The sequence below is a fragment of the Klebsiella grimontii genome, from assembly GCF_042137965.1.
Classification (GTDB): domain Bacteria; phylum Pseudomonadota; class Gammaproteobacteria; order Enterobacterales; family Enterobacteriaceae; genus Klebsiella; species Klebsiella grimontii.
The window spans coordinates 2,909,280-2,935,303 of record NZ_CP169721.1 but is presented as its reverse complement, the minus strand read 5'-3'; the positions used below and the strand labels follow the sequence as shown (position 1 = coordinate 2,935,303).

General features: G+C 58.6%; 22 protein-coding genes and 1 pseudogene. 12 read left to right on the top strand and 11 right to left on the bottom strand.

Annotated elements, in window-relative coordinates; all coding sequences use genetic code 11:
- The first annotated feature begins 10 nt into the window (after positions 1 to 10).
- The 6 genes from ACE3MN_RS13840 (at position 11) to ACE3MN_RS13815 (ending at position 3,491) form a co-directional block, all read left to right on the top strand.
- Positions 11 to 1,015, top strand: a complete 1,005-nt coding sequence (locus ACE3MN_RS13840) for a LacI family DNA-binding transcriptional regulator (RefSeq protein ID WP_004138163.1) — start codon at positions 11 to 13, stop codon at positions 1,013 to 1,015.
- Positions 1,016 to 1,115: 100 nt separating this feature from the next.
- Positions 1,116 to 1,733 (top strand): glutathione S-transferase family protein, encoded by a 618-nt coding sequence (locus ACE3MN_RS13835; RefSeq protein WP_049131578.1) that lies wholly within the window; start codon positions 1,116 to 1,118, stop codon positions 1,731 to 1,733.
- Positions 1,734 to 1,801: 68 nt separating this feature from the next.
- Entirely contained in the window at positions 1,802 to 2,029 is a 228-nt protein-coding gene (gene pptA / locus ACE3MN_RS13830; RefSeq protein WP_004138159.1) for a tautomerase PptA, read from the top strand.
- Between the two features lie 246 nt (positions 2,030 to 2,275).
- Entirely contained in the window at positions 2,276 to 2,593 is a 318-nt protein-coding gene (locus ACE3MN_RS13825; protein WP_004138145.1) for a type II toxin-antitoxin system RelE/ParE family toxin, read from the top strand.
- Positions 2,594 to 2,668: 75 nt separating this feature from the next.
- Entirely contained in the window at positions 2,669 to 2,965 is a 297-nt protein-coding gene (gene nadS, locus ACE3MN_RS13820) for a NadS family protein (protein ID WP_004138143.1), read from the top strand.
- Positions 2,966 to 3,044: 79 nt separating this feature from the next.
- On the top strand, positions 3,045 to 3,491 hold the full coding sequence (locus tag ACE3MN_RS13815) for a hypothetical protein (RefSeq protein WP_024358251.1): 447 nt from the start codon (positions 3,045 to 3,047) through the stop codon (positions 3,489 to 3,491).
- Positions 3,492 to 3,531: 40 nt separating this feature from the next.
- On the opposite strand, the gene ACE3MN_RS13810 is transcribed toward ACE3MN_RS13815, so the two are convergent.
- Genes ACE3MN_RS13810 through ACE3MN_RS13800 form a run of 3 tightly spaced genes read right to left on the bottom strand, consistent with a single transcriptional unit; the run spans position 3,532 to position 8,160 of the window.
- A complete protein-coding gene (locus tag ACE3MN_RS13810; protein WP_102649843.1) occupies positions 3,532 to 5,136 on the bottom strand; it encodes a carbohydrate porin in 1,605 nt (534 codons plus the stop codon).
- Positions 5,137 to 5,179: 43 nt separating this feature from the next.
- Positions 5,180 to 6,562, bottom strand: a complete 1,383-nt coding sequence (locus ACE3MN_RS13805; protein WP_049086333.1) for a glycoside-pentoside-hexuronide (GPH):cation symporter — start codon at positions 6,560 to 6,562, stop codon at positions 5,180 to 5,182.
- 26 nt (positions 6,563 to 6,588) lie between these two features.
- Positions 6,589 to 8,160, bottom strand: a complete 1,572-nt coding sequence (locus ACE3MN_RS13800; protein WP_064342630.1) for a family 78 glycoside hydrolase catalytic domain — start codon at positions 8,158 to 8,160, stop codon at positions 6,589 to 6,591.
- Positions 8,161 to 8,363: 203 nt separating this feature from the next.
- Here ACE3MN_RS13800 and ACE3MN_RS13795 point away from each other — a divergent pair, with 203 nt between their 5' ends.
- A complete protein-coding gene (locus ACE3MN_RS13795; protein ID WP_004138139.1) occupies positions 8,364 to 9,185 on the top strand; it encodes a helix-turn-helix domain-containing protein in 822 nt (273 codons plus the stop codon).
- A gap of 145 nt (positions 9,186 to 9,330) precedes the next feature.
- Here ACE3MN_RS13795 and ACE3MN_RS13790 read toward each other — a convergent pair whose 3' ends face one another.
- A complete protein-coding gene (locus ACE3MN_RS13790; protein ID WP_024358247.1) occupies positions 9,331 to 9,912 on the bottom strand; it encodes a flavin reductase family protein in 582 nt (193 codons plus the stop codon).
- Positions 9,913 to 10,123: 211 nt separating this feature from the next.
- Between ACE3MN_RS13790 and ACE3MN_RS13785 the strand changes: the two genes are divergently transcribed.
- The 4 genes from ACE3MN_RS13785 (at position 10,124) to nhoA (ending at position 14,527) form a co-directional block, all read left to right on the top strand.
- On the top strand, positions 10,124 to 10,828 hold the full coding sequence (locus ACE3MN_RS13785) for an ABC transporter ATP-binding protein (RefSeq protein WP_162685325.1): 705 nt from the start codon (positions 10,124 to 10,126) through the stop codon (positions 10,826 to 10,828).
- On the top strand, positions 10,825 to 11,793 hold the full coding sequence (locus tag ACE3MN_RS13780; protein WP_102649842.1) for an ABC transporter substrate-binding protein: 969 nt from the start codon (positions 10,825 to 10,827) through the stop codon (positions 11,791 to 11,793). The genes ACE3MN_RS13785 and ACE3MN_RS13780 overlap by 4 nt, the downstream gene beginning before the upstream one ends.
- A 156-nt stretch (positions 11,794 to 11,949) precedes the next feature.
- A complete protein-coding gene (locus ACE3MN_RS13775) occupies positions 11,950 to 13,605 on the top strand; it encodes an ABC transporter permease (protein WP_102649841.1) in 1,656 nt (551 codons plus the stop codon).
- A 76-nt stretch (positions 13,606 to 13,681) separates the two neighbouring features.
- A complete protein-coding gene (gene nhoA, locus ACE3MN_RS13770; protein ID WP_024358243.1) occupies positions 13,682 to 14,527 on the top strand; it encodes an N-hydroxyarylamine O-acetyltransferase in 846 nt (281 codons plus the stop codon).
- 129 nt (positions 14,528 to 14,656) lie between these two features.
- Here nhoA and narI read toward each other — a convergent pair whose 3' ends face one another.
- The 6 genes from narI to ACE3MN_RS13740 form a co-directional block, all read right to left on the bottom strand.
- A complete protein-coding gene (narI, locus tag ACE3MN_RS13765; protein ID WP_004138129.1) occupies positions 14,657 to 15,337 on the bottom strand; it encodes a respiratory nitrate reductase subunit gamma in 681 nt (226 codons plus the stop codon).
- Positions 15,334 to 16,029, bottom strand: a complete 696-nt coding sequence (narW, locus tag ACE3MN_RS13760; RefSeq protein WP_004138128.1) for a nitrate reductase molybdenum cofactor assembly chaperone — start codon at positions 16,027 to 16,029, stop codon at positions 15,334 to 15,336. Before narW ends, narI begins: the two co-directional genes overlap by 4 nt.
- The gene (gene narH, locus ACE3MN_RS13755) at positions 16,029 to 17,573 is read right to left on the bottom strand and encodes a nitrate reductase subunit beta (protein ID WP_004138127.1); all 1,545 of its coding nucleotides are present in this window, start codon (positions 17,571 to 17,573) and stop codon (positions 16,029 to 16,031) included. The genes narW and narH overlap by 1 nt, the downstream gene beginning before the upstream one ends.
- The gene (locus ACE3MN_RS13750; protein WP_102649840.1) at positions 17,570 to 21,310 is read right to left on the bottom strand and encodes a nitrate reductase subunit alpha; all 3,741 of its coding nucleotides are present in this window, start codon (positions 21,308 to 21,310) and stop codon (positions 17,570 to 17,572) included. Before ACE3MN_RS13750 ends, narH begins: the two co-directional genes overlap by 4 nt.
- A gap of 97 nt (positions 21,311 to 21,407) precedes the next feature.
- Complete coding sequence (locus ACE3MN_RS13745; protein ID WP_102649839.1) at positions 21,408 to 22,796, bottom strand: NarK family nitrate/nitrite MFS transporter; 1,389 nt, start codon at positions 22,794 to 22,796, stop codon at positions 21,408 to 21,410.
- Between the two features lie 189 nt (positions 22,797 to 22,985).
- Positions 22,986 to 23,561 (bottom strand): TetR family transcriptional regulator, encoded by a 576-nt coding sequence (locus ACE3MN_RS13740; protein ID WP_024358241.1) that lies wholly within the window; start codon positions 23,559 to 23,561, stop codon positions 22,986 to 22,988.
- Between the two features lie 119 nt (positions 23,562 to 23,680).
- Here ACE3MN_RS13740 and ACE3MN_RS13735 point away from each other — a divergent pair, with 119 nt between their 5' ends.
- Positions 23,681 to 25,171: an MFS transporter gene (locus tag ACE3MN_RS13735; RefSeq protein WP_049085248.1), complete on the top strand. Its 1,491-nt coding sequence runs from the start codon at positions 23,681 to 23,683 to the stop codon at positions 25,169 to 25,171.
- A 4-nt stretch (positions 25,172 to 25,175) separates the two neighbouring features.
- Here ACE3MN_RS13735 and ACE3MN_RS13730 read toward each other — a convergent pair.
- A pseudogene (locus tag ACE3MN_RS13730) lies at positions 25,176 to 26,014 on the bottom strand (IclR family transcriptional regulator C-terminal domain-containing protein).
- Positions 26,015 to 26,024: the final 10 nt, after the last annotated feature.

Below are 26,024 nucleotides of genomic sequence, written 5' to 3'. Positions count from 1 at the left end.
GGGCTTAGTCGTGAAAAGCAGAAAACCGACGCGCGCGCCGACGCTGGATGACGTTGCCCGCAGCGCCGGGTTGTCATCGATGACGGTTAGTCGGGCGCTGAATACGCCGCAGCTGGTACGGCCAAAAACGGTCGAGAAAGTGATGCAGGCGGTGCAGGCGACGGGCTACATCCCCAACGCGCTGGCCGGCGGCCTGGCCTCCAGGCGCAGCAAGCTGGTGGCCGTGGTGGTGCCGCAAATTAACAACAATATGTTTGTCGATACCATCCAGGCGCTGAGCGATACCCTGGCGGCGCGCGGCTACCATATGCTGCTGTGCGTGGCGGGCTACAGCCGACAGACCGAAGCCGAGCTGGTCGCAACCTTACTCTCCCGGCGTCCGGATGGCGTCGTGTTGACCGGCATTCAGCACGCCCCGGCGTTGAAGAAGACGATTCTCAACGCCGCTACGCCGGTGGTGGAGATCTGGGATCTCACCCCGACGCCGCTGGATATGCTGGTCGGTTTTTCGCATGAAAAAGTCGGTGAAACCATTGGCGAGTATCTGCTGGAAAAAGGCTACCGCCGACCGGGTCTGCTGTGGGCCGGCGACGCGCGCGCGACGTTGCGAAAGCAGGGGCTCTGCGCACGGCTGGCCAAAAATGGCATTGACGATGCGCCGCAGGTCGAAGTGCCGCTTCCGGCATCACTGGCGCTGGGGCGTCGCGGCCTGGCCGAGCTGCTCGCTGGCGGCGAATTTGACGTTATCGTCTGCAGCTCCGATACCCTTGCCCAGGGGGCGATTATGGAAGCCGAAAGCCGGGGTCTGCGCGTGCCGCAGGATCTGGCGGTGATCGGTTTTGGCGATCTGGACTTCGCCGCCAGCAACCGTCCGGCGATCACCACCGTCAGCGTCGACCGTCACGCCATCGGCGAGCAGGCGGCCACGCTGCTCGCCGACCGCATCGAAGGCGGCGGTGAAGGGGACGTGATTATTGATATCGGCTTTCACCTGGTGGCGCGGGAGTCGGCGTAGGGCGTTCTATAGCGGCATCGCGCGATCGAATCTATACTGCAACATGGCTAAACCTGCCGCCGCCGCGCTCCTGTGCGGCGAATTCACGAGGGCGCAGAACATGATCACCGTCTATGGCGTACCCGGCTGGGGGTCGACAATTAGCGAACTGATGCTGACGCTGGCCGATATCCCGTACTATTTTGTCAACGTTGAGGGCTTTGACCAGCCGGGCCCGCAGCGCGACCGCCTCAAACAGATAAACCCGCTGTGTCAGGTGCCGACCCTGACGCTTGCAGACGGCAGCGTGATGACCGAAACCGCCGCTATCGCCCTGATGATTCTCGACAGGCGGCCGGATCTGGCCCCGGCGCCGGGCTCGCCGCAGCGGCATGCCTTTCAGCGTCTGCTCATCTGGCTGGTGGCGAACGTTTATCCCACCTTTACCTTTGCGGATTACCCCGAACGCTGGGCCGCCGATGCGCCAGAGCAGCTGCGGGAAAGCTGCATCCGCTATCGTAAATCGCTCTATTTGTGGCTGGAGCAGCAGCTTGCCGCCGCGCCGTATGCGCTGGGCGCGGAGATAACCCTGCTCGACTGCTATATCGCGGCGATGTGCGCCTGGGGCCCGCGCCGGGAGTGGTTTGCGGCCCATACGCCAAAATTCGTCGCCGTGGCGGATGCGGTGTATCGCCATCCCAAACTCCAATCCGTGCTGCGTCGCAACGAGCTGATTTAAAGCACAAAATGAGAACTGAACGTCGCCTGCTATGATAGCTTTATTGTCTTGACAATAAGGAGCCTGCTATGCCGCACGTTGATATTAAATGTTTTCCCCGCGAGCTGAATGATGAACAAAAAACGGCGCTGGCCGCCGATATTACCGAGGTGTTGATTCGCCATCTGAACAGCAAAGAGAGTTCGGTGAGCGTGGCCCTGCAGCAGGTAGAACCGAGCGACTGGCAGCAGGTCTGGGATAGCGAAATCGCCCCGCAGATGGAGCAGTTGATTAAGAAGCCGGGTTACAGCATGTAACCCGGGCCCCCGGAGGCGATGCTGCGCATCTGTCCGGGCTACGGGTCCTCAGTGGTCTGCGATTCGGTAGCCCGGGCAAGGCGCATCGCGCCGCCCCCGGGAGCGTGGGCACTGAAGCCAGGTCATGAGCGATACGTCTTGTCCTGGGCCAACGCGTCACAATGTACCGGGTACATAAAATCCTTTGATTACTGTACACAGTACATGTATATTGTCTGGTAAGTCGTAAGGACATCAGGGAATGAGATGTTTACTTTTATTGAACTACAAGGCTTCAGTAAACGACGCCAGGTGCTGTTACCGGATGATGAATTTCGGGCCTTTCAGGAAATCCTGATCAATGATCCTGAGGCAGGTGACACCATTTCGGGAACCGGAGGTTTTCGTAAAATCCGCTGGAGTCGTCCCGGAACGGGCAAGCGCGGCGGCGTGCGGGTGATTTACTATAATGTAACGATAAAGGGAAGAATTTACCTGGCGCTCATCTATCCTAAAAATGAACAGGATGAATTAAGCCAGGAGCAGAAAAAGATGTTAAGGCAGGTTGCTGAGTTATTAAACTAGCCAATAAACATAAAGTAAGGCTGAGCTATTAATGATTGAAACATCGATAGCGCCAGAGAGCCAACTGAGGTGTATATGAAAGACGAATTGTTTGCCGATCTGCTGGCTAGTGCAGAAGAGATGGTCAGGATTGAGAAGGGTGAACAAACGCCGAAGGTGCACCACGTTCATACCTTCAGCGAAGTTGATGTGAAAGCGATACGCGAAGCCACAGGTTTAAAACAGCAGGACTTCGCCGCCGCCGTTGGCGTTAGCTATGAGCTAGTTAAAAGCTGGGAAACGAAACGACGTCATCCAACCGGTGCATCCAGAAAGCTGCTTTTATTGCTTCAGGGCAATCCATTGATTATCAATTTGTTGAAGGTTATTTGAATCGTTACGCTTCGCAACGAAAATGGCAGGATCTGCACCCTTTCGTAACCGAGGACATTTAAAAAGGAGAGTATTACGTATGGAAACCAATGATTCTATTTTGAAAGAAATCGAGAAATACAGCACTCATATTGATAGGTTTAGAGCGCGAGCAAACATTCATGGTATCTGGTTGTTTATTGCTACCCTTGGATGCTGGGGGGTAACTGAGCCCAGTATTCGGATATTGGCATTCGTTATGCTTTTCTTTATTTTTTTGTTTCTTCTACACGGTAGCTTTCCAGGTGAAAAGCGAACGTTTAAAAAGATTCACGATGATATAAAAAATAAAATACTTAATAATTTAACACCAGAACAACAGCAAGAAAGGTTTGACGATCTTCTCATCGTTGAGAAAAAACGAAAGTCACTTGTTGGAATTATAAAAACAACCTTTATCTTTTTAGCCTGTTATGGTTTTTATTTTATTAGTTTATTTTACTTCATACAGAACTGGCATAGCGATAAAGTTACAGCGTGTATTTAAATAAACCCGTCCAGGCGTTTGCCCCGGACGGGCAACTTTATTAAAACCAAATCTCCGTCTGTACCCCGAAGTTCCAGTTCCCCCCGGCGGTAAAGCCTTTACTGCCGAAATCATCGTTAATTGCGTAGCGATCCAGATCCTTGTCCCAGTTCATCCAGGTCACAAAGAAACGTATCTCCGGTCGCGCTTTAATATCCAATACATCGCCCACTTTGAACGTCGGGGCGAAGGTCAGCTTGTAAAAATCGCCGCTCACCGCCTGGTATTGATGCACGCCGCTGTCGTAGCGATAGGTTCGTCCATGGGGATTGAGGTCCATATATTGCCAGGACGCCTCGTACAGCAGGGCGAAGTTGCGGGTGATCCCCTGCGAAACCCGCAGGTTGAAGGTCGCCCAATCGTAGCGGTCGCCGTCGCGATAGCGATCTTCGCTATGCTGGGCGATAACCGATGGCGCAAGCTGCCAGTTTTTGCCCAGCGGCAAAATACCGTAGGACGCAAAGCGCAGAGATTTGGCGTTTTCAGTAAGATCGCCATCGCTGCCGGGCTGCCGCGCCTCGGCGCCCAGTCCGCCGCCGTACTGCAGGGCGCTCTCCGATACGCCCGGCGCCAGGCCGTAGAACCGCTGTTTATCGTGATACGCCAGCATCGCATAGTAGCCGTTCTTCGCCGTATTATCGCTGCGCAGGGCGTAGCTGCCGGTCGTCGACGTATTATCCTTTAGCGAATCGTTACCCTGCGCGGTCATTGCCGTGGTCATTAGCTGCCAGTTGTTCCAGAAGTGGTTGGCGGTGAACATCAGGTTCTGGATATCGTTATCTTCATAGTTATCGCTACCCAGATCGCCAAAGCTGCGCGCATAAACCGAGTAGTCGCCGCGCAGCGCGCTGTTCCAGTTGACGTCATTGATCCCGCCGCCGGTACCGCCGAGGAACATAATATCGCTATCGGTAAAATGGATATCGAAGTTATCGCGGTCGAAACGCTTGCCCGCCCAGATGGAGGCGTTCCTGAACGGCCCGGAAAAATCGGCGAAATTGCCCATCTCGACGTACAGCTGGCGCACGTTCAGGTGATGGCTATCGTTATCCTGCACCCACGGATCCGGGTTGGTCGCGCCGTCGGCCAGCATGGTTTTAAAGTGCGCCCACGACCCGTCGCTGAAGGTTATTTTCTTGCCGAAGCTCAGCTCGACGTAGTTATCTTTCTCGTTACCGAGACGGCCAACATGGGCGTCACCGTTGAGCGAACTGGCCGGCGAGATCCCCGGACCGCCGCGCGCGCCTTTGCCGTGGCTGTTGACCAGCATTCCGGAGCGGGCGTAGGCGTTAAATTCAAAGCCATCGCTCAGGCGGGTTTTCGCCAGCTGTTTGTCGGCAGCCTGCTGCTTTTGCTCCGTGGCATCGGTGCGCTGGCTTAACGTCTGCACCTGTTTTTCCGCCGCCGCCGCGCGCTGTTCTGCCGCGCTGGTGCGCAGCTCCGCCTGCTGCGCCTGACGCTTGGCCTCTCCGGCCTCCTGCTCCGCATGGTTAAGCCGGGCCTCCAGCTGCGCCAGACGTTGTTCACCGCTGAGCGGGGCCGCACTCGCGCCGTAAGCTGAAAAAAGGGCGCAGCAAACCGCTGCGCTAATCAAAGAGATACGCATATTAATCCTTATTTTTTCAGAGGTATGAAGGGTATGCAGCGCCTTACAGGGCGTGGTTTTCTCCGGCGACTGATGACGCATCCGACGGCGCGCGGCGTCCGGCATCAAGGTCGGCGCGGATCTGCTCGTACTGGTCGTCGAGGCGGTAGAAACGGCCTATCCACAGCATCGAGGCGACAATCAACAGCGCCGGGATATAGAGGTAGCAGGCTTTAATCGCCAGCATCGCGCCGTCGCTTTGGGCCTGGTTGGCGATATAGCCGCCGGATGAGAGCAGTACCCCGGTAATAGCGCCCGCGCCCGCCATAGCCACTTTGCCAAGAAAGCCGTTGATAGAGGTCAAAATGCCAGCGGTATTGATGCCGGTTTTCCACACCCCGTAATCCACCGGATCGGCCTGCATGGAGAAGTAAATTGCCGTGCGCTGTCCGGCGCCAAGCGATAGCACCACCGCACCGGCGATCAGCCCCCAGCTGTTAACGCCTGCCGCCATCATCATGCCCATGCCGACCAGGTTGATCGCGCTGGCGACCAGATAAACGTGGCGCTTTTTCATGCGGCTGGCGAGCAGCGGTACGGTGAGGGTACCCAGCAGCGGCACGAAGGTGGAGATCCCGGCGACGATCGCCGTGAGATCGTTATTACCGACGTAGTAGTGGAAGAAGTAGACCAGCGCCCCGGTCTGGAAGAAGAACGCGCCCCACATCAGGAAAATATTAATGGCGAAGACGAACCACGGCCGGTTGGCGCGCAGGCTGACCCAGGCGCGTTTTAAGGTCATGCGCTCCTGGGTAATGCTGATATTTTCTTTAACGTTACGAAAGCTCACCAGCAGGAAAAAGGTGGCAATAACGCCGAAAACCACCGCCGTATAGAAGAAACCGTGCTGCTGATTGCCTTTCCCCAGCGCGCTAACCAGCGGCAGAGTGGCGACCGCGACAATGGTTGCGCCGAGCGAGCCGAGCAGGATACGCACCGCCGACAGCGTGGTGCGTTCGCGCGAGTCGTTCGTCAGAAACGGCAGCATGGCGCAGAACGGAATGTTGACGAGGGTATAGAGAAACGACAGGCACAGGTAGGTGATAAAAGCGTAGATCAGCTTACCGGTGGTGCCGAAATCCGGCACGTAGAAGGCCAGAATACACAGCAGTCCGAAGGGAAGCGCGCCGATCAGCAGGTATGGACGACAGCGTCCCCAGCGGGTGGCGGTGTTGTCGATAACCAACCCCATCAGCACATCGGCAACGCCGTCCACCAGACGCGTAACGAGGAACATCAGGCCAACGTAATAGGCGGGCAGTCCCATCACGTCGGTATAAAAGAACATCAGATAAAGAGAGATCATCTGCCACACAAGGTTGCAGGAGAGGTCGGCGATGCCATAGCCAAGGCGCTGCCGCCACAGGGTAAAGGTTGTTTCTGCCATAAAAATAAACTCGCTTATCGTTGTTGTTAAAGTCCGTACTGGCGAATAAACCAGGCCGGGGTGCAGCTCCACGCATGGCAGTAACTGTTGATCAGTTTGCTGCCATAAGGGGAAAAGTCAGGATGCGCCGGGTCGAAGATTTCCCAGAAAGTATCGGCGCCGTAGTCGACCATGGCGCCCCAGTAGGCCTTGATCTGCGCAATCGCTTCATCCCGCAGCCCGCACTGCAACAGGGCGGCGATATAGTGGTGACGCAGGTACGGCGTGTTCATGGCGATGGCGGGGGGATTTTTCTCCAGGTTGCGCATGATCTCCCGTCTCTGCTGCGGCGTGCCGACTTCCGCCAGCACCAGCCAGATTTGCGATGCCCATGAGACCTGGCGCAGCGGGCCGCTAATGTAGAAGCCTTGCCGCTCGTCCCAGAACGAATCAAGCGCCGCCGCTTTAAGCTGCTGTAAACGGGTGCGATAGCGGGCGGCTAATTCAGGCTCAAAGCGTTCCGCCAGCCAGACCGCGCGCTGCAGGCAGTAAATCAGCACGCCCTGCGCCGCCGCCTGTTTATTCAGCGACGCTTGCCAGTCGATAAACACCCACCAGTCGTCGCTATCGCGCACAATACCGGAGGGGCCGCAGCGGCTTAGCGCCAGCTCTACCTGACGGCGCGCCGTGGGCCACAGCTCGCGGGCCGTTTCAACGTCCTCGGCGCTTTGCCAATGGTTATAAAGAACGTCGACAAAAAACAATGAATAATCAAACAGAAAGGTATCGTCCGCAACGACATCCGGCTGGACGAACACGTTGGCCGACACCATCCCATCCTCGCGAGTATGCCCGGCGAAAAGGTACAGGCAGCGGCGCACCAGATCGTGGCGGGCGAAGGTGACATCGTTGACCAGCGCCTGCAGACGTAAATCGCCGAGCCACAGGCGGCGGTCGCGTTTGGGCCCATCTTCAAACACCTCCTGCATGCAGTTTTGTAGGGTCAAAACGGCGATGCTATCGATGGCCTGGAGCTGCGGGTCGGAGGTGGTCGCCGCCGGGCATGCGCCGCTGGCTGAGGTAACGGCATTAACCTGGATCTGGTCAAACTGCAGACGAAACTTGCGCGAAACGGCTTTGACCTCCACCTTCAGGTAGCGGAAACAGTAGCGACGCGGGAGATCAACTTCGGCGGGCAGGACATCAAGCCACAGATCCTGCTGCTGCAGCCAGCTGCTGCTGAGCCAGCCCTGATAATCGCTGAACGGTTCGCACACTTCGCTCAGCGTTTCGCCGAAGGTGAACTGCAGATGGGCCGGAGCGTCCGGCGGGCTCCCGGCGCTCCGGCAGAGAAAATGCAGGTAGCCAACGTAGTGGCTGCCAAAATCAATAATGACGCTATCGCCGCTGGTCAGCTCGCGCTGGTAAAACGCGGCCAGGGTGCTCACCGGCTCGGCGCGCCAGCCAAAGAGCGCCGCGGCGTCGGCGCGGGCTTCCACCACCGCGCTCGGCAGATGCGCCTGACGGCGCAGCGCGGGCCGGAGCGCCTCGGCGATGCGTAGAAAATGCGGGTGGCGAGTCATCGTGACCTGAGAATTATGCTGAATTGCCTGTGACATACTGCGTCCTCTGTGTTTAATTGTCCGCAGCATAAGACGCCGCCGCCCGCGGCAACCACTCTGGCAATGCCAATGCATTTGACAAAATGGCACTGATAATGGGGTGGGCGGGTCGGCGATCACAATTCCACAAATCTGACTCGTGGCCGCCGGTGAAATGCATTATCTTGCCCGTGCACCGTATGTCGTTTTGGACTTAATCGATGATGTTAACCGTTGAGTATTATTTCACCCATCCGCAGGATAAGTTGGGGATGTACGCCAGTGACCCGGAAGATAATAGCCATGAACACAGTCACGAATTTGCTGAACTGGTGATCGTTGAGCAAGGACACGGTTTACACGTTATTAATGGCCGGCCATTATATATTCAACAGGGGGACGTTTTTTACGTTCAGCCGGGCGATGTACATTATTATGATGAGCTGGGAACGCTGAAGTTAATTAACGTATTGATTAACCCACTGGTAGAGTTCCATTATTTACAGCAGCTCGATACGTTATTGCAGACCTTCTCCGCGCGGAAGGCCGCCTGTTACGGCTGGCTGGCTCCGGACACCCGCCATACCTGCAAGGAGCTGGTTGACAAAATCTTTTCACGCGAGCTGCGGCAGGCAGGAAATATCGCCCTGAGAGAAGCCGCGTTTTTCCAGCTGGTAACGACGATTCTGCATGCGGAAACCGAAGCCGAATACAGTAATACCAAATATAAGCTGCATAAGCTGCTGACCTGGCTACAGGAGCACTGTTTTGAAGAACATAACTGGCAGCAGCTGGCGGATAAATTTCATCTGACTACGCGGACCGCTTTTCGTCATATTAAAGAGGCGACGGGACTGACCCCGGATAATTATTTAAAGCGGCTGAGATTAGTTTCGGCGCGCGTAAAATTACGCGAAACCGATATGACGATCACCGAAGTGGCTTATTTATGCGGTTTTGCCAACAGCAATCACTTTACCACCTTATATAAAAAGGTTTTTGGCCTGACTCCCAGCGAAGACCGGCGTCGTTTGCAGCGGTAGTTCTCTCCCCGGAGGCGATGCTGCGCATCTGTCCGGGCTACGCGCCCTCAGCGGTCTGCGGTCCTGTCGCCCGGGCAAGGCGCTCTGCGCCGCCCCCGGGATGAAGCGAGCAGGCCGCTAACCGCGCCTGCGTCAATGAGGGAGCCTACTCTTCCGGGGTATTGGCGCGGACGTGGCGACCGCTGGCGACAAAGTTGCCGGTGCCGAGATGATGCAGGGTATTAATTTTATCGTCGTCGAACTGCCAGCGGCCGGTGACGAAGGCGCGCTCATCGGCGGCGGCGGAAACCACTTCGCCAAACAGCGTATCGTACTGCTCCTGAGCCGCCGTTGCCGGCAGCAGTCGGCACTCCATCCACGCCAGACACTTTTCTTCAATCAGCGGCAATCCCAGCTCCGGGCCTTGCACCACCGGAATACCATAAGCGTTAAATTTATCCTCATCGCGCCCGCTGATGCTGCCGACCGCGTAGGTCCAGCTGGCGGCTTCGACGCCGGGGACGACGATGCCGAAGGTGCCGTTGCGCTCGATAATTTCCCGTGTCCAGGCGCTTTTATCCACCACGATGGCCAGCCGCGGCGGGGCGAACTCCACCGGCATCGACCACGCGGCGGCCATAACGTTGCGGCGTTGAGACGGGGCGTCATAGCTGGTTATCAGAATGGTCGGGCCATGGTTGAGCAGGCGACTGGCGTACTGGAGTTCCACGTGGCGAAAACGGCTCATATGCGTTCCTTGGTAAATGGGTCTGATGCCAGACAACACGTTAATCCGCAATGAAAATGTAATCAATACGTCATCGAGGCTCCCTATAGTCGGCGTCACTAAGTCCCAAAGAGGATAACAAGATGTTAGCTCCCCTGAATTTATCTCAGGTGAGCGCGCGCCGGCGGATGTTGACCGCGGGCAGAGCCTCGCTTTCCCATCGGGGAGGGCGATAATGCGCGCGCTGACCAGCATTAAACTCGACGGCGTTTCTTTCGCCTTCGGCGCCCACACCGTGCTTAATCAGATCGATCTGCATATCGATGCGGGCAGCACTGTTGCGCTGCTGGGGCCTTCGGGCTGCGGTAAAAGCACGCTGCTGCGCCTGCTCGCCGGATTAACCGTACCCGCCAGCGGCAGCATTCACTTTGGCGATCGCCTGGTGGCGAAAGCCGGCTGGGGGATGCCGCCGGAGCAGCGCGATCTCGGCATGGTCTTCCAGGATTACGCCCTGTGGCCGCATATGACGGCGGCGCAGAACGTGGCTTTTCCGCTGCGCATGCGCGGCGTCGGGCGTCAGCAACGTCAGCATAGGGTCGAGGAGGCGCTGGCGCTGGTCGGCCTCAGCGGCTTCGCCGACCGCAAACCGTCAGGGCTTTCCGGCGGCCAACAGCAGCGCATCGCGCTGGCCCGCGCCATCGTCGCCGAACCGCGCGTGCTGCTGTTCGACGAGCCGCTCTCCAATCTCGACAGCGAGCTGCGCGAGTCGCTGTGCATCGAAATGAGCCGCCTGCTGCGCCAGCTGGGCATCACCGCCGTCTACGTCACCCACGACCGTCGCGAAGCCGAACTGCTGGCCGACAAGATTGTGCATTTATCCGCGGGCTGCGTTGCCGCCGTCCGCGCCGTTTCTTCATCCTCAGGGGAACCCGCATGAAAGCCGTTATGACCGTTAAGAAAGGAGCCGTGCTCGCGATGATGTTGTCCGCCACAATGATTTCCAGCGCCCACGCGCTCACCGTTTATACCGCCGGTCCGGGCTCGCTGGCGAAAAGCCTCGCCAGCGGGTATGAGCTGAAAACCGGCGTTAAGGTGAATATTTTCCAGGCCACCACCGGCAAGGTGATGGCGCGTCTTGAGGCCGAACAGGCTAACCCGCAGGCGGATGTGCTGATCTCCGCTTCGTGGGATACGGCGGAGGATCTCCATCATCGCGGCTGGCTGCTGCCGTACCAGAGCGCCAACGCCGATAAGGTTCCGGCCAACCTGAAATCCGCCGATTACGTTGCCCAGGGTATTTCGGCGCTGGGGATTGTGTGGAACAGCAAAAGCGGCACCCCGGAGCCGAAAGAGTGGCGCGACCTGACCGAAGCGGCGTTCAAAAACAAAGTGACGACGCCGGACCCGGCGCTTTCCGGCGCATCGCTGGATTTGCTGATCGGGTTACAGAATGGCATGGGCGATAAAGCATGGGCGCTGTTTGACGATTTAAAAAACAACGGCATGGTGGTTAGCGGGCCGAACGCCCAGGCGGTGACGCCGGTGATGCAGGGGGCGAAAGCGGCGGTGTTCGGCGCGGTCGATTATGTGTCATACGGCAATATCGATCAGGGCGAATCGCTGAAGGTGATTTTCCCGGCCAGCGGCACGGTGATTGCTCCGCGGCCGATGATGATCCTCAAAACCAGCCAGCATGCTGACGATGCAAAAGCCTTCGTGGATTATGTGCTGTCGCCGGAAGGCCAGGCCCGGGTCGCCGATGCCTGGCTGATGCCCGCCCGCAGCGATGTTCCGGCGAAGCGCCCGCTGCTCAACGAGCTAAAAATTCTGCCAACCGTCAGCGATGGCAAGAGCGACCGCAGCGCGGTGCTTTCCCGCTTTAATACGCTTTTCGCCCAGTAAACCGATTTTGCCCGGGGCTGCGAAAATTTGCCCCGGCACATTCCCCGGAGGCGGCGCTGGCGCGCCTGTCCGGGCTACCGGACCGCAGATGGCTGTGACCCTGTAGCCCGGCTAAGCGCAGCGCGAGCCGGGAAAGATCGTATTCAGGAAAATACCGTGAAACAGAAACTGATTTCCGCTGGCACGCTGGCGGTGCTGCTGGTGCTGGTGGCGTTGCCGCTGCTCTTTATTGTTCTGCAGGCAATTTTCCCCCGGTTTAGCGCCGGATCGCTGGAAGGCGCGTTTAGCGGCGTGGCGGCGCTGATTGCCGACCCGCAGCTGCCAATGATGCTCGGCGGTACCCTGTGGGTGGCCTGCGGCGTGGCGCTGATGAGCGTGCTGATCGGCCTGCCGCTGGGCGTGTTGCGCGGGTTGTTTAATGTGCCGTTGCCGCGGCTGTGGGATGTGCTGTTTCTGATCCCGTTTCTTACGCCGCCCTATATCGCTGTGCTGGCGTGGACGCTGTTGCTGCAAAGCAACGGCTATCTGCAACAGCTAACCGGCTGGGATCTCAACGATCTGCTGTTTAGCCGCAGCGGGATTGTGCTGGTGATGACGCTCAATATTTTCCCGGTGGTCTATTTTGCCGTTTCGCGCAGCCTGCTGGCGAGCGGTCAGCGGCTGGCGATCGTCGCTCGGGTGCACGGGGCCTGCGCCTGGCGGGCGTTCTGGCACATCACGCTGCCGATGCTTTCACCGGCGCTGGCGGCGGGGATGCTGCTGGCGTTCACCCTGGCGATAGAAGAGTACGGCGTTCCGGCGGCCCTCGGGCCGCGCGCGGGTCTGCTGATGCTCACCGTGGGAATTGAGAAAAAGCTCGCCGACTGGCCAATCGATCTCCCCGGCGCGTCGCTGCTGTCGCTGCTGCTGATGGCGGTGGCGCTGCTGGCCTGGTGGCTGCAAAAACGGCTGACAGGCGATAAAGAGGTCACCAGCGTCACCGGCAAACCGGGAGAGAATAGCGGGGCGGAGTTGGGCTGGCTGGCGCTTCCTGCGACGTTGTTAATGGCGAGCGTCGGGGGCGTGGCCGTGATGCTGCCGGGAGCATCGATGGTGCTGACCAGCCTGATGAGTACCCTGTCGGGCGGTATTCATGGCGATAACTTTACCCTCCGCCATTTCACGGCGCTGTTTGCCCAGCAGGGCGACGCGCTGTCGGCGCTGGGCACCAGCCTTTCGCTGGCGCTGGCTTCGGCGCTGATTGTCGGCGTCATTGGCCTGCTGGCGGCATGGCTGGTGCTGGTGCAGAAAATGAAGGGCAGCGCGATCGTCGATGCGCTGTCGTTGATGCCGGCGGCTTTGCCGGGCGTGGTGGTCGGCGTCGGGCTGATTCTGCTGTGGAACCAGCCGTTCTGGCCGGTGTCGCCTTACAACACCGGGTTTATGCTGCTGCTGTCCTACTGCTGTCTACTGCTGCCGTGGCCGGTGCGCTACGTTGGCAGCGCGCTGCGCCAGCTTGGTCATAACCTTGAGCCCGCCGCGCGGGTGCACGGCGCCACGCCCCTGCAGGCGCTGCGCCTGATCGTCCTGCCGCTGGTCTTTCCGGCGCTGCTGGCGGCGATGCTGATGGTGTTTGCCATCGCCTCACGCGAGCTGGTGACCTCGCTGCTGCTGGCCCCCGCCGGGACGCAAACCGTGGCGGTGTTTATCTGGCGTCAGTTTGAGCAGGGATCCCCAGGACAAGGCATGGCGATGGCCTCGCTGACGTTGTTTACCGGTCTGGGGCTGATGCTCAGCGCGCTGGCGTTGATGCAGCGGGGCGCGCGCGAATAACGCCGATCGCACAAAATACGCCATCAGGCGACAAAAAAAGGCTATAAATGTCGGACACCGATTGCTGGAGGCATTGATGAGTCCCTTTTTAAGCGCCTATTTTTCTCGCCTGGGCTGGGTGGGCACCCCGGATGTATCTCTGAACACCCTGCGCGAACTGCATATCCATCATAATGGCGCCATCCCCTTTGAGAATCTCGATGTGCTGCTGCCCAGAGAGATTCATCTCGACGATCGTACCCTTGAGGATAAGCTGATTCATGGTCGCCGCGGCGGCTACTGCTTTGAGCAAAACGGCCTGCTTGAGAGGGCGCTGCGCGAGATCGGTTTTAACGTGCGCAGCCTTCTGGGCCGCGTGGTGCTGGCCAATCCGCCGCATATGCCGCCGCGAACCCACCGGCTGCTGCTGGTGGACGTGGAGGGTGAACGCTGGATTGCCGACGTCGGCTTCGGCGGCCAGACCCTCACCGCGCCGATTAAGCTGCTGGCGGATATTGAACAAGCCACGCCGCACGGCGAGTATCGCCTGATTTACGAAGGGGATGAGTGGGCGCTGCAGTTTAGCCATCACGGCCACTGGCAGTCGATGTACCATTTTGATTTAGGTCGCCAGTACGCTGCTGACTATGTGATGGGCAACTTCTGGTCGGCGCACTGGCCGCAGTCGCACTTCCGCCACCATCTGCTGATGTGTCGCCATTTACCGGACGGCGGCAAGATGACGCTGACCAATTTCCACTTTACCCATTGGGATAAAAACCATGTGGTCGAAAAGCTGGATTTAGCGGATGTTCCGGCGCTGTATGAAGCGCTGAAAACGCGTTTTGGCCTCGGCGTCGATGATGCCAAATACGGCTTCAGCGAAGCGGAGCTGGCGGCGGTGATGGCGGCGTTTGATACCCATCCCGAGGCCGGAAAATAAACATCGTACAGAACCATTGGCTGTCAAACGTGGATGTTACCCGGCTTGCGCGATGCTTAGCCGGGCTACAGGATCCTGTGGCCCGGGTTAGGCGTTGACGCCGTCACCCGGGATGATTGCCGATTTTGCTCAGCGTCTTGAACGCACCACCTGGTAGCGGCGGGTGAAATATTCAAACGGCGCGCTCCAGACGTGAACCAGGCGGGTGAACGGGAACAGCAGGAAAATCGTCATCCCCAGCACCAGATGCACGCGGAAGACAAAGGCGACGCCGCTGAGCATTTCAGACGAGCCGCCGCGGAAAGTCACGATGCCCTGCGCCCAGCCAACCAGCTTCATCATTTCACTGCCGTCAGGATACTGCGCCGAGAAAGGAATCGTGCTCAGCCCGAGCAGACACTGAATCAGCAGAATGCTCATGATGATAATGTCCGGCATCGTCGAGGTGGCGCGCACGCGCTGGTTGGTCAGACGGCGCCAGAGCAACCCCGCGCCGCCAATCAGCGTCAGAACGCCGCACACGCCGCCGAGCACCATCGCCATCTGCTGCTTGACCGCAATCGGCAAAAACCAGGCATACATCCAGTGCGGCGTTAGCATGCCGAACAGATGGCCAAAGAAAATGCCGAGTATGCCGATATGGAACAGATTCGACCAGATTACCATCCCGCGTTTATCCAGCATCTGGCTGGAGGAGGCGCGCCAGGTGTACTGACCGTAGTCGTAGCGCAGCCAGCTGCCGAGGAAAAAGACCGTCGCGCAGATGTAGGGGTAGATGTCGTAAAAAAAGACGTTCAGGTACTGTATCATTTCGGGCCTCCCGCGCTGACGTCGACGTACTGCGGCGCCACGTCCTGGCTAAAGCGTCGTTGATATTGCTGTAACGGTGAGCTGTCACAGGCCGTAGCGTTGTCTTCGATAAATTTCACCTGTTCTTCTTCCCAGACCGCATCCAGCGCCTGCCGGGTGTCATCCCGTGTTTCTTGCTTGACCTGCTTCGTGACACTGTCACTTGAAAGAGGGCTTCCGGCAAGGTTCAGCAGGGCGTCAAACAGCAGGTACCACGGCGTATCGCGCTGCTTGAGCCGCCCGCCCAGCAGGGCCAGAATCGGCGCGACGTTTTGCAGCCCTTCGCGGGCTTCGGCTTCCGGCAATATGCTGAGGTATTCCAGATACAGCGGCAGATGGTCGGGAAGTTCGCGGCAGTCGAGCACCAGGCCCGCTTTTTCATACTGGGCGAGCAGATCGACCATCGCCTGGCCGCGATCGCGAGACTCGGCGTGAACGTGTTCAAACAGCAGCAGCGACGTGGCGCGGCCCCGGTCGAACACTTCGCACCATTCGGCCTGCTTGTCCAGCAGCGGGGCATTCAGCATCGCCGCGGCGAAGTCGTCGAGCAGGGGGGCGTCGCGACGCACCATGCTCAGCACCTCCTCCTTGCACTGCCAAAGAAACTCATCCGGGTACTCCATCAGCAGGCCGATCGCTTTGAGGATTTGCATCATTCCCCCTCCGCTTTATCGCGCACTTCGGTGATGTTGATGGCATCGATACGGCTACTGTTGAACAGGTTGAATTTGCTGTCGGAGCCGTGGCAGCCGTCGCCAAAGGTAAAGCCGCAGCCGTTGCGCTCGGGGAAAGCGTCGCGCGCCATTTCACGGTGGCTGGTCGGGATCACGAAGCGGTCCTCGTAGTTGGCGATCGCCAGATAGCGGTACATCTCCTCGACCTGCTCAACGCTTAAGCCCACTTCCTCGATGGCGCGGGTATCGGTGACGCCTTCCACCGTTTGCGAGCGCATGTAATGACGCATCGCCATCATGCGCTTCAGCGCGCGCAGCACCGGGCCGGTATCGCCCGCGCTGAGCATATTGGCGAGATACTGCACCGGAATACGCAGGCTTTCGATGGCCGGAAGCACGCCGTCGCTTTTCGGCAGACCGCCGGCGTCGGCGTAGGACTGAATCGGCGACAGCGGCGGCACGTACCAGACCATTGGCAGGGTGCGATATTCCGGATGCAGCGGCAGGGCCAGCTTCCAGTCCATCGCCATTTTGTACACCGGCGAGCGCTGGGCGGCATCAATCACGTTTTGCGGAATCCCCTGTTTCAGCGCTTCTTCAATCACCGCCGGGTCGTGGGGGTCGAGGAACACCTCGCATTGCCGCTCGTAGAGATCGATTTCGCGCTCGGTGCTGGCGGCTTCTTCAATACGGTCGGCGTCGTACAACAGCACCCCGAGATAGCGAATACGTCCGACGCAGGTTTCCGAGCAGACGGTGGGCTGTCCGGACTCGATGCGCGGGTAGCAGAAGATGCACTTCTCCGATTTGCCGCTTTTCCAGTTGAAGTAGATTTTCTTGTACGGGCAGCCGCTGATGCACAGACGCCAGCCGCGGCATTTGTCCTGGTCGATCAGCACGATGCCGTCTTCTTCGCGCTTGTAGATGGCGCCGCTCGGGCAGGTGGCGACGCAGCTCGGATTCAGGCAGTGCTCGCACAGGCGCGGCAGATACATCATGAAGGTGTTTTCAAACTGGCCGTACATCTCCTTCTGAATCTTGTCGAAGTTACGGTCGCGGGCGCGCTTTTCAAATTCGCCGCCGAGCAGCTCTTCCCAGTTGGGCCCCCAAATGATTTTATCCATCCGTTTACCGTCGATAAGCGAGCGCGGGCGGGCGGTAGGCAGATGTTTGCCCTCCGGCGCGTTGTGCAGATGCTGGTAATCAAAGGTAAACGGCTCATAGTAGTCGTCAATCTGCGGTATCACCGGATTGGCGAAGATCTTGGTGATGACGCCCATTTTGCCGCCCAGACGCGGGCGTATTTTGCCATTAACGTCGCGCACCCAGCCGCCTTCCCATACCTCCTGGTCTTCCCAGTTTTTCGGATAACCGATGCCCGGTTTGGTTTCGACGTTGTTAAACCAGGCGTATTCCATCCCTTCGCGTCCGGTCCAGACGTTTTTACAGGTGACGGAACAGGTGTGGCAGCCGATGCATTTATCAAGATTGAGAACCATGCCGACCTGTGAGCGTATTTTCATTTTTTCGCCTCCTGTACCCCATCGCGACCTTCGTCATCCAGCCAGTCAATATTTTTCATTTTGCGGATCATGATGAACTCATCGCGGTTGGAGCCGACGGTGCCGTAATAGTTGAAACCGTAAGCCAACTGGGCGTAGCCGCCGATCATATGGGTTGGTTTCGGGCACACGCGGGTCACCGAGTTATGGATCCCGCCGCGCCGGCCGGTGACTTCCGAGCCCGGAATATTCATCAGGCGTTCCTGGGCGTGGTACATCATGGTCATGCCCGGCGGTACGCGCTGGCTGACCACCGCGCGGGCGGTGAGCGCGCCGTTGGCGTTGAAGGCCTCGATCCAGTCGTTATCTTCGATACCCAGCTCGCGGGCGTCGGTTTCGCTGATCCACACGATCGGCCCGCCGCGCGACAGGGTCAGCATCAGCAGGTTTTCGCTGTAGGTGGAGTGGATGCCCCATTTCTGGTGCGGCGTCAGGAAGTTGAGCGCTTTTTCCGGGAAGCCATTGGGCGGGATCGCTTTCATCTGGCTGACGCTGCGGGTATCAATCGGCGGTCGATAAACCACCAGGCTTTCGCCAAAGGCGCGCATCCAGGGATGATCCTGATACAGCTGCTGGCGGCCGGAAAGGGTGCGCCAGGGAATCAGCTCGTGGACGTTGGTATAGCCGGCGTTGTAGGAAACATGCTCGCTCTCGAGGCCAGACCAGGTCGGGCTGGAGATGATTTTGCGCGGCTGGGCCTGAATATCGCGGAAGCGGATTTTTTCATCCTCTTTATTGCGCGCCAGGTGCGTGTGCTCGCGGCCGGTAAATTCGCCGAGGGCCTGCCAGGCTTTTACCGCCACCTGGCCGTTGGTTTCGGGGGCCAGGGCGAGGATCACTTCCGAGGCGTCGATGGCGCTGTCGATGCGCGGGCGGCCTTTCGCCGGGCCGTCCAGCTTGACGTAGTTCAGCTTGCCGAGGAAATCGACTTCGCTCTGGGTGTTCCACGTAATGCCTTTGCCGCCGTTGCCCAGCTTGTCGAGCAGCGGGCCAAGGGAGGTGAAGCGCTCGTAAGTCGCCGGGTAATCACGCTCAACCACGGCGATCGACGGCGCGGTTTTACCCGGCGTCAGCTCGCATTCGCCTTTCCGCCAGTCCAGCACCTCGAAGGGCTGCGACAGCTCCGCCGGGGAGTCGTGCTGCAGCGGCACCAGCACCACGTCGGTCTCTTTATCGAGGTGGCCGACGCAGACCTCGGAGAAGGTTTTGGCGATATCTTTGTAGATTTCCCAGTCGCTTCGTGATTCCCAGGCCGGATCTACCGCGGCCGACAGCGGGTGGATAAACGGATGCATATCCGAGGTGTTCATATCGTCTTTTTCATACCAGGTGGCGGTCGGCAGAACGATATCGGAGAACAGGCAGGTGCTGGACATGCGGAAATCGAGGGTCACCAGCAGGTCGAGCTTGCCTTCGATGGCCGCGGTCTGCCACTCCACCTCTTCGGGCTTCACGTTATCGCTGGCGCCCAGCTCATCGCCCTGAATACCGCTGTCGGTACCCAGTAGATATTTGAGCATATACTCGTGGCCCTTGCCGGAAGAGCCCAGCAGGTTAGAGCGCCAGATAAACAGATTACGCGGATGGTTTTTGCCGTTATCCGGCTGTTCGCAGGCGAAGCGGATCTCGCCGGACTTCAGCGCCCGGGCGGTGTAGTCGGCAGGGGAAAGACCCGCAGCGGCGGCCTGTTCCTTGATAGTCAGCGGGTTGACGCCCAGCTGCGGCGCGGAGGGCAGCCAGCCCATGCGTTCGGCCCGGACGTTAAAGTCGATAAGGCTGCCGCTGAATTGGCTGGCGTCGGCCAGCGGCGACAGCAGCTCCTGGGCAATCAGCTTCTCATAGCGCCACTGGCTGGCGTGATTGTAGAAAAAAGAGGTGCTGTTCATCTGGCGCGGCGGGCGGTTCCAGTCAAGGGCGAACGCCAGCGGCAGCCAGCCGGTTTGCGGGCGCAGCTTCTCCTGGCCAACGTAGTGTGACCAGCCGCCGCCGCTCTGGCCGACGCAGCCGCAGAACACCAGCATATTGATCATCCCCCGGTAGTTCATATCCATGTGGTACCAGTGGTTGACGCCGGCGCCGAGGATAATCATCGACCGCCCGTGGGTTTTGTGCGCGGTATCGGCAAATTCACGGGCGATCTGCTCGATGTGCTGGCGCGGGACGCCGGTTATCTGTTCGGCCCACGCCGGGGTATAAGCTTTCATCTCGCCGAAGTCCTGCGCGGCGTTGGGATCGTCTAAACCGCGATCGAGCCCGTAGTTGGCGAGGATCAGATCATAGACGCTGACCACCAGGCCGGTTTCGCCGTTGGCCAGCGGCAGCTGTTTAACCGGCAGCTGATGCAGGGTTACCGGCTCCTGCTTAACGCTGCGAAAGTGCGGGTTTTCGTTGCCGCCGAAGTAGGGGAAACCCACCGTTACCACGTCATCACGGCTATCCAGCAGCGACAGCGAGAGTTCAATCGCTTGCCCGGCGGCCTGCTGTTCGAGGTTCCATTTGCCTTTCTCTCCCCAGCGGAAGCCAATTGAGCCGTTAGGGGCAACCAGATTGCCTGTGCTGCTGTAAGCGACGGTTTTCCACTCCGGGTTGTTGCTTTCGCCCAAATCGTCAACCAGATCGGCGGCGCGCAACATACGGCCGGGAACGTAGAAACCCTCCTCGCGGCGTTCAAGCATCACCAGCATCGGCATATCGGTGTAGGTGCGGCAGTAGTTGAGAAAATAATCGCTGGGGTTATCGAGGTGAAAGGTTTTAAGGATCACCTGGCCCATCGCCATGGCCAGCGCGCTATCGGTACCCTGTTTCGGCGCCAGCCACTGGTCGCTGAGCTTGGCGACTTCCGAAAAGTCCGGGGTAATCGCGATGGTTTTGGTGCCCTTGTAGCGCACTTCGGTAAAAAAGTGGGCGTCCGGCGTCCGGGTCTGCGGGACGTTGGAGCCCCAGGCGATGATATAGCTGGAGTTGTACCAGTCGGCGGATTCGGGAACGTCGGTCTGTTCGCCCCAGGTCATCGGCGAGGCGGGGGGAAGGTCGCAGTACCAGTCGTAGAAGCTCAGGCAGGTGCCGCCGAGCAGCGACAGATAGCGGGTACCGGCGGCGTAAGAGACCATCGACATCGCCGGGATCGGCGAAAAGCCCGCCACCCGGTCCGGGCCGTAGTTTTTGATGGTCCAGACGTTGGCGGCGGCGATCAGCTGGTTCAGCTCCTTCCAGCTTGAACGGATAAACCCGCCTTTGCCGCGAACCTGCTTGTAGCTAAGGGTTTTTACCGGGTCGCGCATGATGCTGTCCCACGCCTCTACCGGATCCGGATGCTGGGCCAGCGCTTCGCGCCACAGCGCAATCAGCCGCTTACGCGCCAGCGGATACTTCAGACGGTTGGCGCTATACAGGTACCAGGAGTAGCTTGCGCCGCGCGGGCAGCCGCGGGGCTCGTGGTTCGGCAGGTCAGGGCGGGTGCGGGGATAGTCGGTTTGCTGGGTTTCCCAGGTCACCAGCCCGTTTTTGACGTAAATTTTCCAGCTACAGGAGCCCGTACAGTTCACGCCGTGCGTTGAGCGGACGATTTTGTCGAACTGCCAGCGCTGACGGTAGCTGTCCTCCCAGTCGCGGTTGGTGTTGTACACCTGTCCGTGACCGTTGGCAAAGCTCTCGCCTTTCTGCTTAAAGTAGCGAAAGCGATCCAGTAGTTTACTCATGACATTTCTCCTGCTTCGATAATGTCCGGCCTGACAAGACCTTACGATCCCGTTTGCCGGATAAGGCGTCAGCCGCCATCCGCTAAAAAAGATGTCGTTATTTTTTTGCCGGTTTGCGCCGGCCGTAGACCAGCCAGGTCACCAGCACGCAGACCACGTAGAACACAAAGAAGACCTTCATCGCCCCGACCGGAGAGCCGGTCATCGCCAGCGAGGTACCGAAGGCTTTCGGGATAAAGAAGCCGCCAATCGCGCCGATGGCGGAGATAAAGCCGAGCGCCGCCGCGGTATCGGTCACCGCTTCGTGCTGGGCCTGCTCGTCGCTGCCGCCGCGTTTCTTCACGCTGTCGATGGTGATTTGGCGGAAGATCACGGCGATCATCTGGAAGGTGGAACCGCTGCCGAGACCGGCGGTCAGAAACAGGCCCATAAACACGACGTAAAAGGCGAGAAAGCTACCTGAGCCGGAGCCGGGTAGGGTAAGAAACAGCAAGCCGGTAAACAGCGCCATCAGCACAAAATTGACCAGCGTTACCCGCACGCCGCCGAGGCGGTCGGAGATTATGCCGCCAAACGATCGCGCCAGCGCGCCGATAAACGGCCCGAAGAAGGCCAGCTTAAGGATGTTAACGTCGGGAAACTGGGTTTTCGCCAGCATGGCAAAACCCGCGGAAAAACCAATAAACGAGCCGAAGGTGGCCAGATAGAGCAGGCTCAGCAGCCACATATGCGGGCGTTTCAGCACCGGGAGCTGATCGCGAATGGATGCCTTCGCGCTGGCGATATCGTTCATGCCTACCCATGCGGCGATGGTGGCTATCACCAGCAGCGGTACCCAGACGAGGGCGGCGTTGCTTAGCGCGAGGATTGAACCATCTTCCTGAGGCACGCCGTGTACGCCAAGAAAGGCGAAAATGGGCACAAAAATCGCCGCCGGGGCGATCATCTGCATCACGCTGACGCCGAGATTACCGAGGCCGCCGTTGATGCCCAGGGCGCTGCCCTGTTTCGCTTTAGGAAAGAAAAAACTGATATTTCCCATGCTGGACGCAAAGTTCGCCCCGGCAAAACCGCAGAGTAAAGCAATCGTAATAAATACCCAAAAAGGAGTAGCGGTGTTCTGTATAGCTATGCCCAGCCAGATGCAGGGCGCGACCAGAATAATCGTGCTTAATACCGTCCAGTAGCGCCCGCCAAATATAGGTACCATAAAGGAGTAAGGCACGCGTAATATTGCACCAGAGAGCGAAGGCAGGGCGGTTAATAAAAAGAGCTGATCGGTAGTAAAATTAAAGCCAACCTTATTGAGATTGACGGCGACGGCGCTAAATAGCATCCAGACGCAAAAAGCGAGTAGCAGACAAGCTACGGAAATGCAAAGATTTCTGCGGGCTATTTTCTTTCCCTTATTCTCCCAAAACGCCGCGTTTTCTGGTTTCCACTCTTTTAAAAGATAATGATTCTTTTTCTCATTTTTGCTCTGCATATTGCCCTCGAATGAACAGTCGTCAGTCAAAAAGAATAAACTTGTAAAACAGCAAATTAATAAAAGGAATAAAACCAGGGGATGGGTGATGTATCTGTTGTAATGAATGAAGAATAGATAAGAAAAACGCGTCTAAAAGAGACGCGCGAATAATAGGTGGGGATTATTTGTTACAAAGTGTAACCCGAATTAAAATAATTCCAGCGAAATATAATGATTGATATGTTGGTTAAAGGCGGCATCATCAATTTCCTTCATTCCCAGGGCGTAAATACCATCCAGACCGCAGACGAGGGCAATCAGCCGCCAGGCGATACTTTCCGCGGGATCATTTGGCCTGAACTCACCCGCTTCGGTCCCGCGCTGGATTATTTTCAGCGTCTCTTCATGCCACATGCTCATCGTCAGCAGATACGCGCCTTTAATGTCAGCGTCGCTATCGGCCAGCAGCTGCGCTTCGCGCCATAAACGAATGTAGGGCTCCAGTCTGCCGTCATCGCTGCCCACCATGGAAAACAGGCGTTCGCGCCATGTGGCATCGTCGGCGACCAGCGGCATATCCATCATTTCGCGGATCAGGCGCACGAAGGTATGGGCCTTTAACTCGCCCGCGGAGGTGAAATGGTGGTGCAGCTGGCCGGCGGAAACGCCGGCTTCGGCGGCGATATTGCGAACGGTCATGGCGCTAAACCCGCCCTGAAGCGCCACGCGCATGGCCGCCTGTACAATAACTTCCCGACGCGCATCGCGATTTAAGTAGCTCATAACGTTTGTGACCCCGGTTTTTTTGCCGATAGTAACAAAAAGTTGGACACTCGTTCAACATTCCGGCAGGATCGCTTTCCTGGACAGCTGTCCAATATTTAACTTTGAGGAAAGGTAGTATGTCTCGGCAATGGTTGACGCTGATGGCGATTTTGCTGGTTTATATTCCGGTGGCGATTGACGCCACCGTTCTCCACGTGGCCGCGCCCACGCTTAGCGTAGCGCTGGGCACCAGCGGCAACGAGCTACTGTGGATTATTGATATTTATTCGCTGGTCATGGCAGGCATGGTGCTGCCTATGGGCGCACTGGGCGATAAAATCGGCTTTAAACGGCTGCTCCTGCTTGGCAGCGGTATTTTTGGCTCGGCGTCGCTGGCGGCGGCGTTTTCCCCAACCGCGGAGACGCTGATTGCCTCCCGCGCGCTGCTGGCGGTGGGGGCGGCGATGATCGTCCCGGCGACCCTTGCCGGTATCCGCAGCACCTTTTCGCAAGCGCAACAGCGCAATATGGCGCTGGGTCTATGGGCGGCAGTCGGTTCCGGCGGCGCGGCGTTTGGCCCGCTGATTGGCGGCATGCTGCTGGAGCACTTTTACTGGGGGTCGGTATTCCTGATCAACGTGCCGATCGTGCTGTTGGTGATGGCGATTAACGCCAAAGTGGTGCCGCGCCAGCCCGCGCGGCGCGAGCAGCCGCTCAATTTTTTCCAGGCGCTGATCCTCATCGCCGCCATCCTGATGCTGGTGTTTAGCGCCAAGACGGCGCTCAAAGGGCAAATGGCGCTGTGGTTAACCGGGCTGGTGGCGGTATCGGGCGCCGCGATGCTGTTCTGGTTCGTGCGCAAACAGCTCTCGGCAACGCGGCCGATGGTCGATATGCGTCTGTTTACCCATCGCATTATTTTAAGCGGGGTGATGATGGCGATGACCGCGCTGATTACGCTGGTGGGGTTTGAGCTGCTGATGGCGCAGGAGCTGCAGTTTGTGCATAGCAAAACGCCTTTTGAAGCCGGGCTGTTTATGCTGCCGGTGATGGTGGCAAGCGGTTTCAGCGGACCGATCGCCGGCATGCTGGTGTCGCGTTTGGGGCTGCGCGAGGTCGCCACCGGCGGAATGCTGCTGAGCGCGCTGAGCTTCCTCGGCCTGTCGATGACCGATTTCAGCACGCAGCAGTGGCAGGCATGGGGGCTGATGACGCTGCTGGGCTTCAGCGTCGCCAGCGCGCTGCTGGCCTCCAGCTCGGCGATCATGGCCGCTGCGCCGAAGGAGAAAGCGGCAGCGGCGGGGGCCATCGAGACCATGGCCTATGAACTGGGCGCGGGCCTGGGCATCGCTCTGTTTGGCCTGATCCTGACCCGCAGCTACACCTCGTCAATCGTCCTGCCGCAGGGGATCGAGGGCGCGGCGGCGGAGCAGGCGTCCTCCTCCATCAGCGAGGCGATTAAGCTGGCGCAGTCGCTGCCCGCCATTCCGGCGCAAAGCCTGCTTGAGGCGGCGAAGGCGGCGTTTATTCACTCGCACAGTACCGTGCTGGCGACGGCTGGCGTCCTGCTTCTGCTGCTGGCGGCGGGGATTTGGCGAAGCCTGGCAAAAGCGCCTGAACTCAATTAATCCTTTATAGCTGAAGAGAAAGCGCCATCGCCGCCCGCCGTAACGGGGCCAGGGCTTTCTCTTTCAACGCCGCGGCGTTGGTGCTGCCTGCGGGAACGCCAACGTTAAGCGCCGCTACCACCTGGCCGCTGCGGGAAAGCAGCGGTACCGCCAGCGAACACAATCCCACCTCAATTTGCCGATCGGCGAGCGCGTAGCCTTGCATGCGCACTCTGGCAATCTCTTCGCGTAATCCCGGTATATCGCAGAGGGTATGCGGGGTATAGCGGATTAAATTTGCCCGTGACAGCGTCACCTCTAGCTGCTCTTCTGGCAATGCGCTCAGCAGGACTCGTCCCATGGAAGTCGCCCATGCCGGCAGGCGGCTGCCGCGGCCGATATCCACGCTGAGCAAATTATTCACCGCCGTGCGGGCGATATACAGAACGTTATCGCCGTCCAGCGTGGCGGCGGAACAGGACTCTCCCAGGTTTTTACCCAGCGTATCCAGCGCGCTCTGCGCGACTTTAGCCAGCGGCGTTCCGGCCAGATAAGCGTGGCCCACCGCCAGTACGCGAGGCAGCAGTTCATAGCTGCGGCCATCCGGACTGTGCACCATCCCCAGCGCGGCAAGGGTATACAGACAGCGGCGCACTGCCGCGCGTGAGATCTGCGTTTTCTGGCTAAGCTGGGAGATGGTCAGGCGCTGCCGCTGGGGGCTAAACGCGTTCAGCACCTCCAGACCGCGCGCCAGGGATAACATAAAGTTAGGGTCGTGTTCAGCCTGGCGGGCGCTGAGTGTGCCAGGTTGTTTTTCGCTCATATAACCCCCTCGATTGTTGAAGATATAGGCTCACGGAGCATCACTATATCG

Coding starts and splice junctions, on each gene's coding strand:
- ACE3MN_RS13835 (WP_049131578.1), top strand. CDS start 1,116: ATGATCACCGTCTATGGCGTACCCGGCTGGGGGTCGACAATTAGCGAA.
- pptA (WP_004138159.1), top strand. CDS start 1,802: ATGCCGCACGTTGATATTAAATGTTTTCCCCGCGAGCTGAATGATGAA.
- ACE3MN_RS13825 (WP_004138145.1), top strand. CDS start 2,276: ATGTTTACTTTTATTGAACTACAAGGCTTCAGTAAACGACGCCAGGTG.
- nadS (WP_004138143.1), top strand. CDS start 2,669: ATGAAAGACGAATTGTTTGCCGATCTGCTGGCTAGTGCAGAAGAGATG.
- ACE3MN_RS13815 (WP_024358251.1), top strand. CDS start 3,045: ATGGAAACCAATGATTCTATTTTGAAAGAAATCGAGAAATACAGCACT.
- ACE3MN_RS13810 (WP_102649843.1), bottom strand. CDS start 5,136: ATGCGTATCTCTTTGATTAGCGCAGCGGTTTGCTGCGCCCTTTTTTCA.
- ACE3MN_RS13805 (WP_049086333.1), bottom strand. CDS start 6,562: ATGGCAGAAACAACCTTTACCCTGTGGCGGCAGCGCCTTGGCTATGGC.
- ACE3MN_RS13800 (WP_064342630.1), bottom strand. CDS start 8,160: ATGTCACAGGCAATTCAGCATAATTCTCAGGTCACGATGACTCGCCAC.
- ACE3MN_RS13795 (WP_004138139.1), top strand. CDS start 8,364: ATGATGTTAACCGTTGAGTATTATTTCACCCATCCGCAGGATAAGTTG.
- ACE3MN_RS13790 (WP_024358247.1), bottom strand. CDS start 9,912: ATGAGCCGTTTTCGCCACGTGGAACTCCAGTACGCCAGTCGCCTGCTC.
- ACE3MN_RS13780 (WP_102649842.1), top strand. CDS start 10,825: ATGAAAGCCGTTATGACCGTTAAGAAAGGAGCCGTGCTCGCGATGATG.
- nhoA (WP_024358243.1), top strand. CDS start 13,682: ATGAGTCCCTTTTTAAGCGCCTATTTTTCTCGCCTGGGCTGGGTGGGC.
- narI (WP_004138129.1), bottom strand. CDS start 15,337: ATGATACAGTACCTGAACGTCTTTTTTTACGACATCTACCCCTACATC.
- narW (WP_004138128.1), bottom strand. CDS start 16,029: ATGCAAATCCTCAAAGCGATCGGCCTGCTGATGGAGTACCCGGATGAG.
- narH (WP_004138127.1), bottom strand. CDS start 17,573: ATGAAAATACGCTCACAGGTCGGCATGGTTCTCAATCTTGATAAATGC.
- ACE3MN_RS13750 (WP_102649840.1), bottom strand. CDS start 21,310: ATGAGTAAACTACTGGATCGCTTTCGCTACTTTAAGCAGAAAGGCGAG.
- ACE3MN_RS13745 (WP_102649839.1), bottom strand. CDS start 22,796: ATGCAGAGCAAAAATGAGAAAAAGAATCATTATCTTTTAAAAGAGTGG.
- ACE3MN_RS13740 (WP_024358241.1), bottom strand. CDS start 23,561: ATGAGCTACTTAAATCGCGATGCGCGTCGGGAAGTTATTGTACAGGCG.
- ACE3MN_RS13735 (WP_049085248.1), top strand. CDS start 23,681: ATGTCTCGGCAATGGTTGACGCTGATGGCGATTTTGCTGGTTTATATT.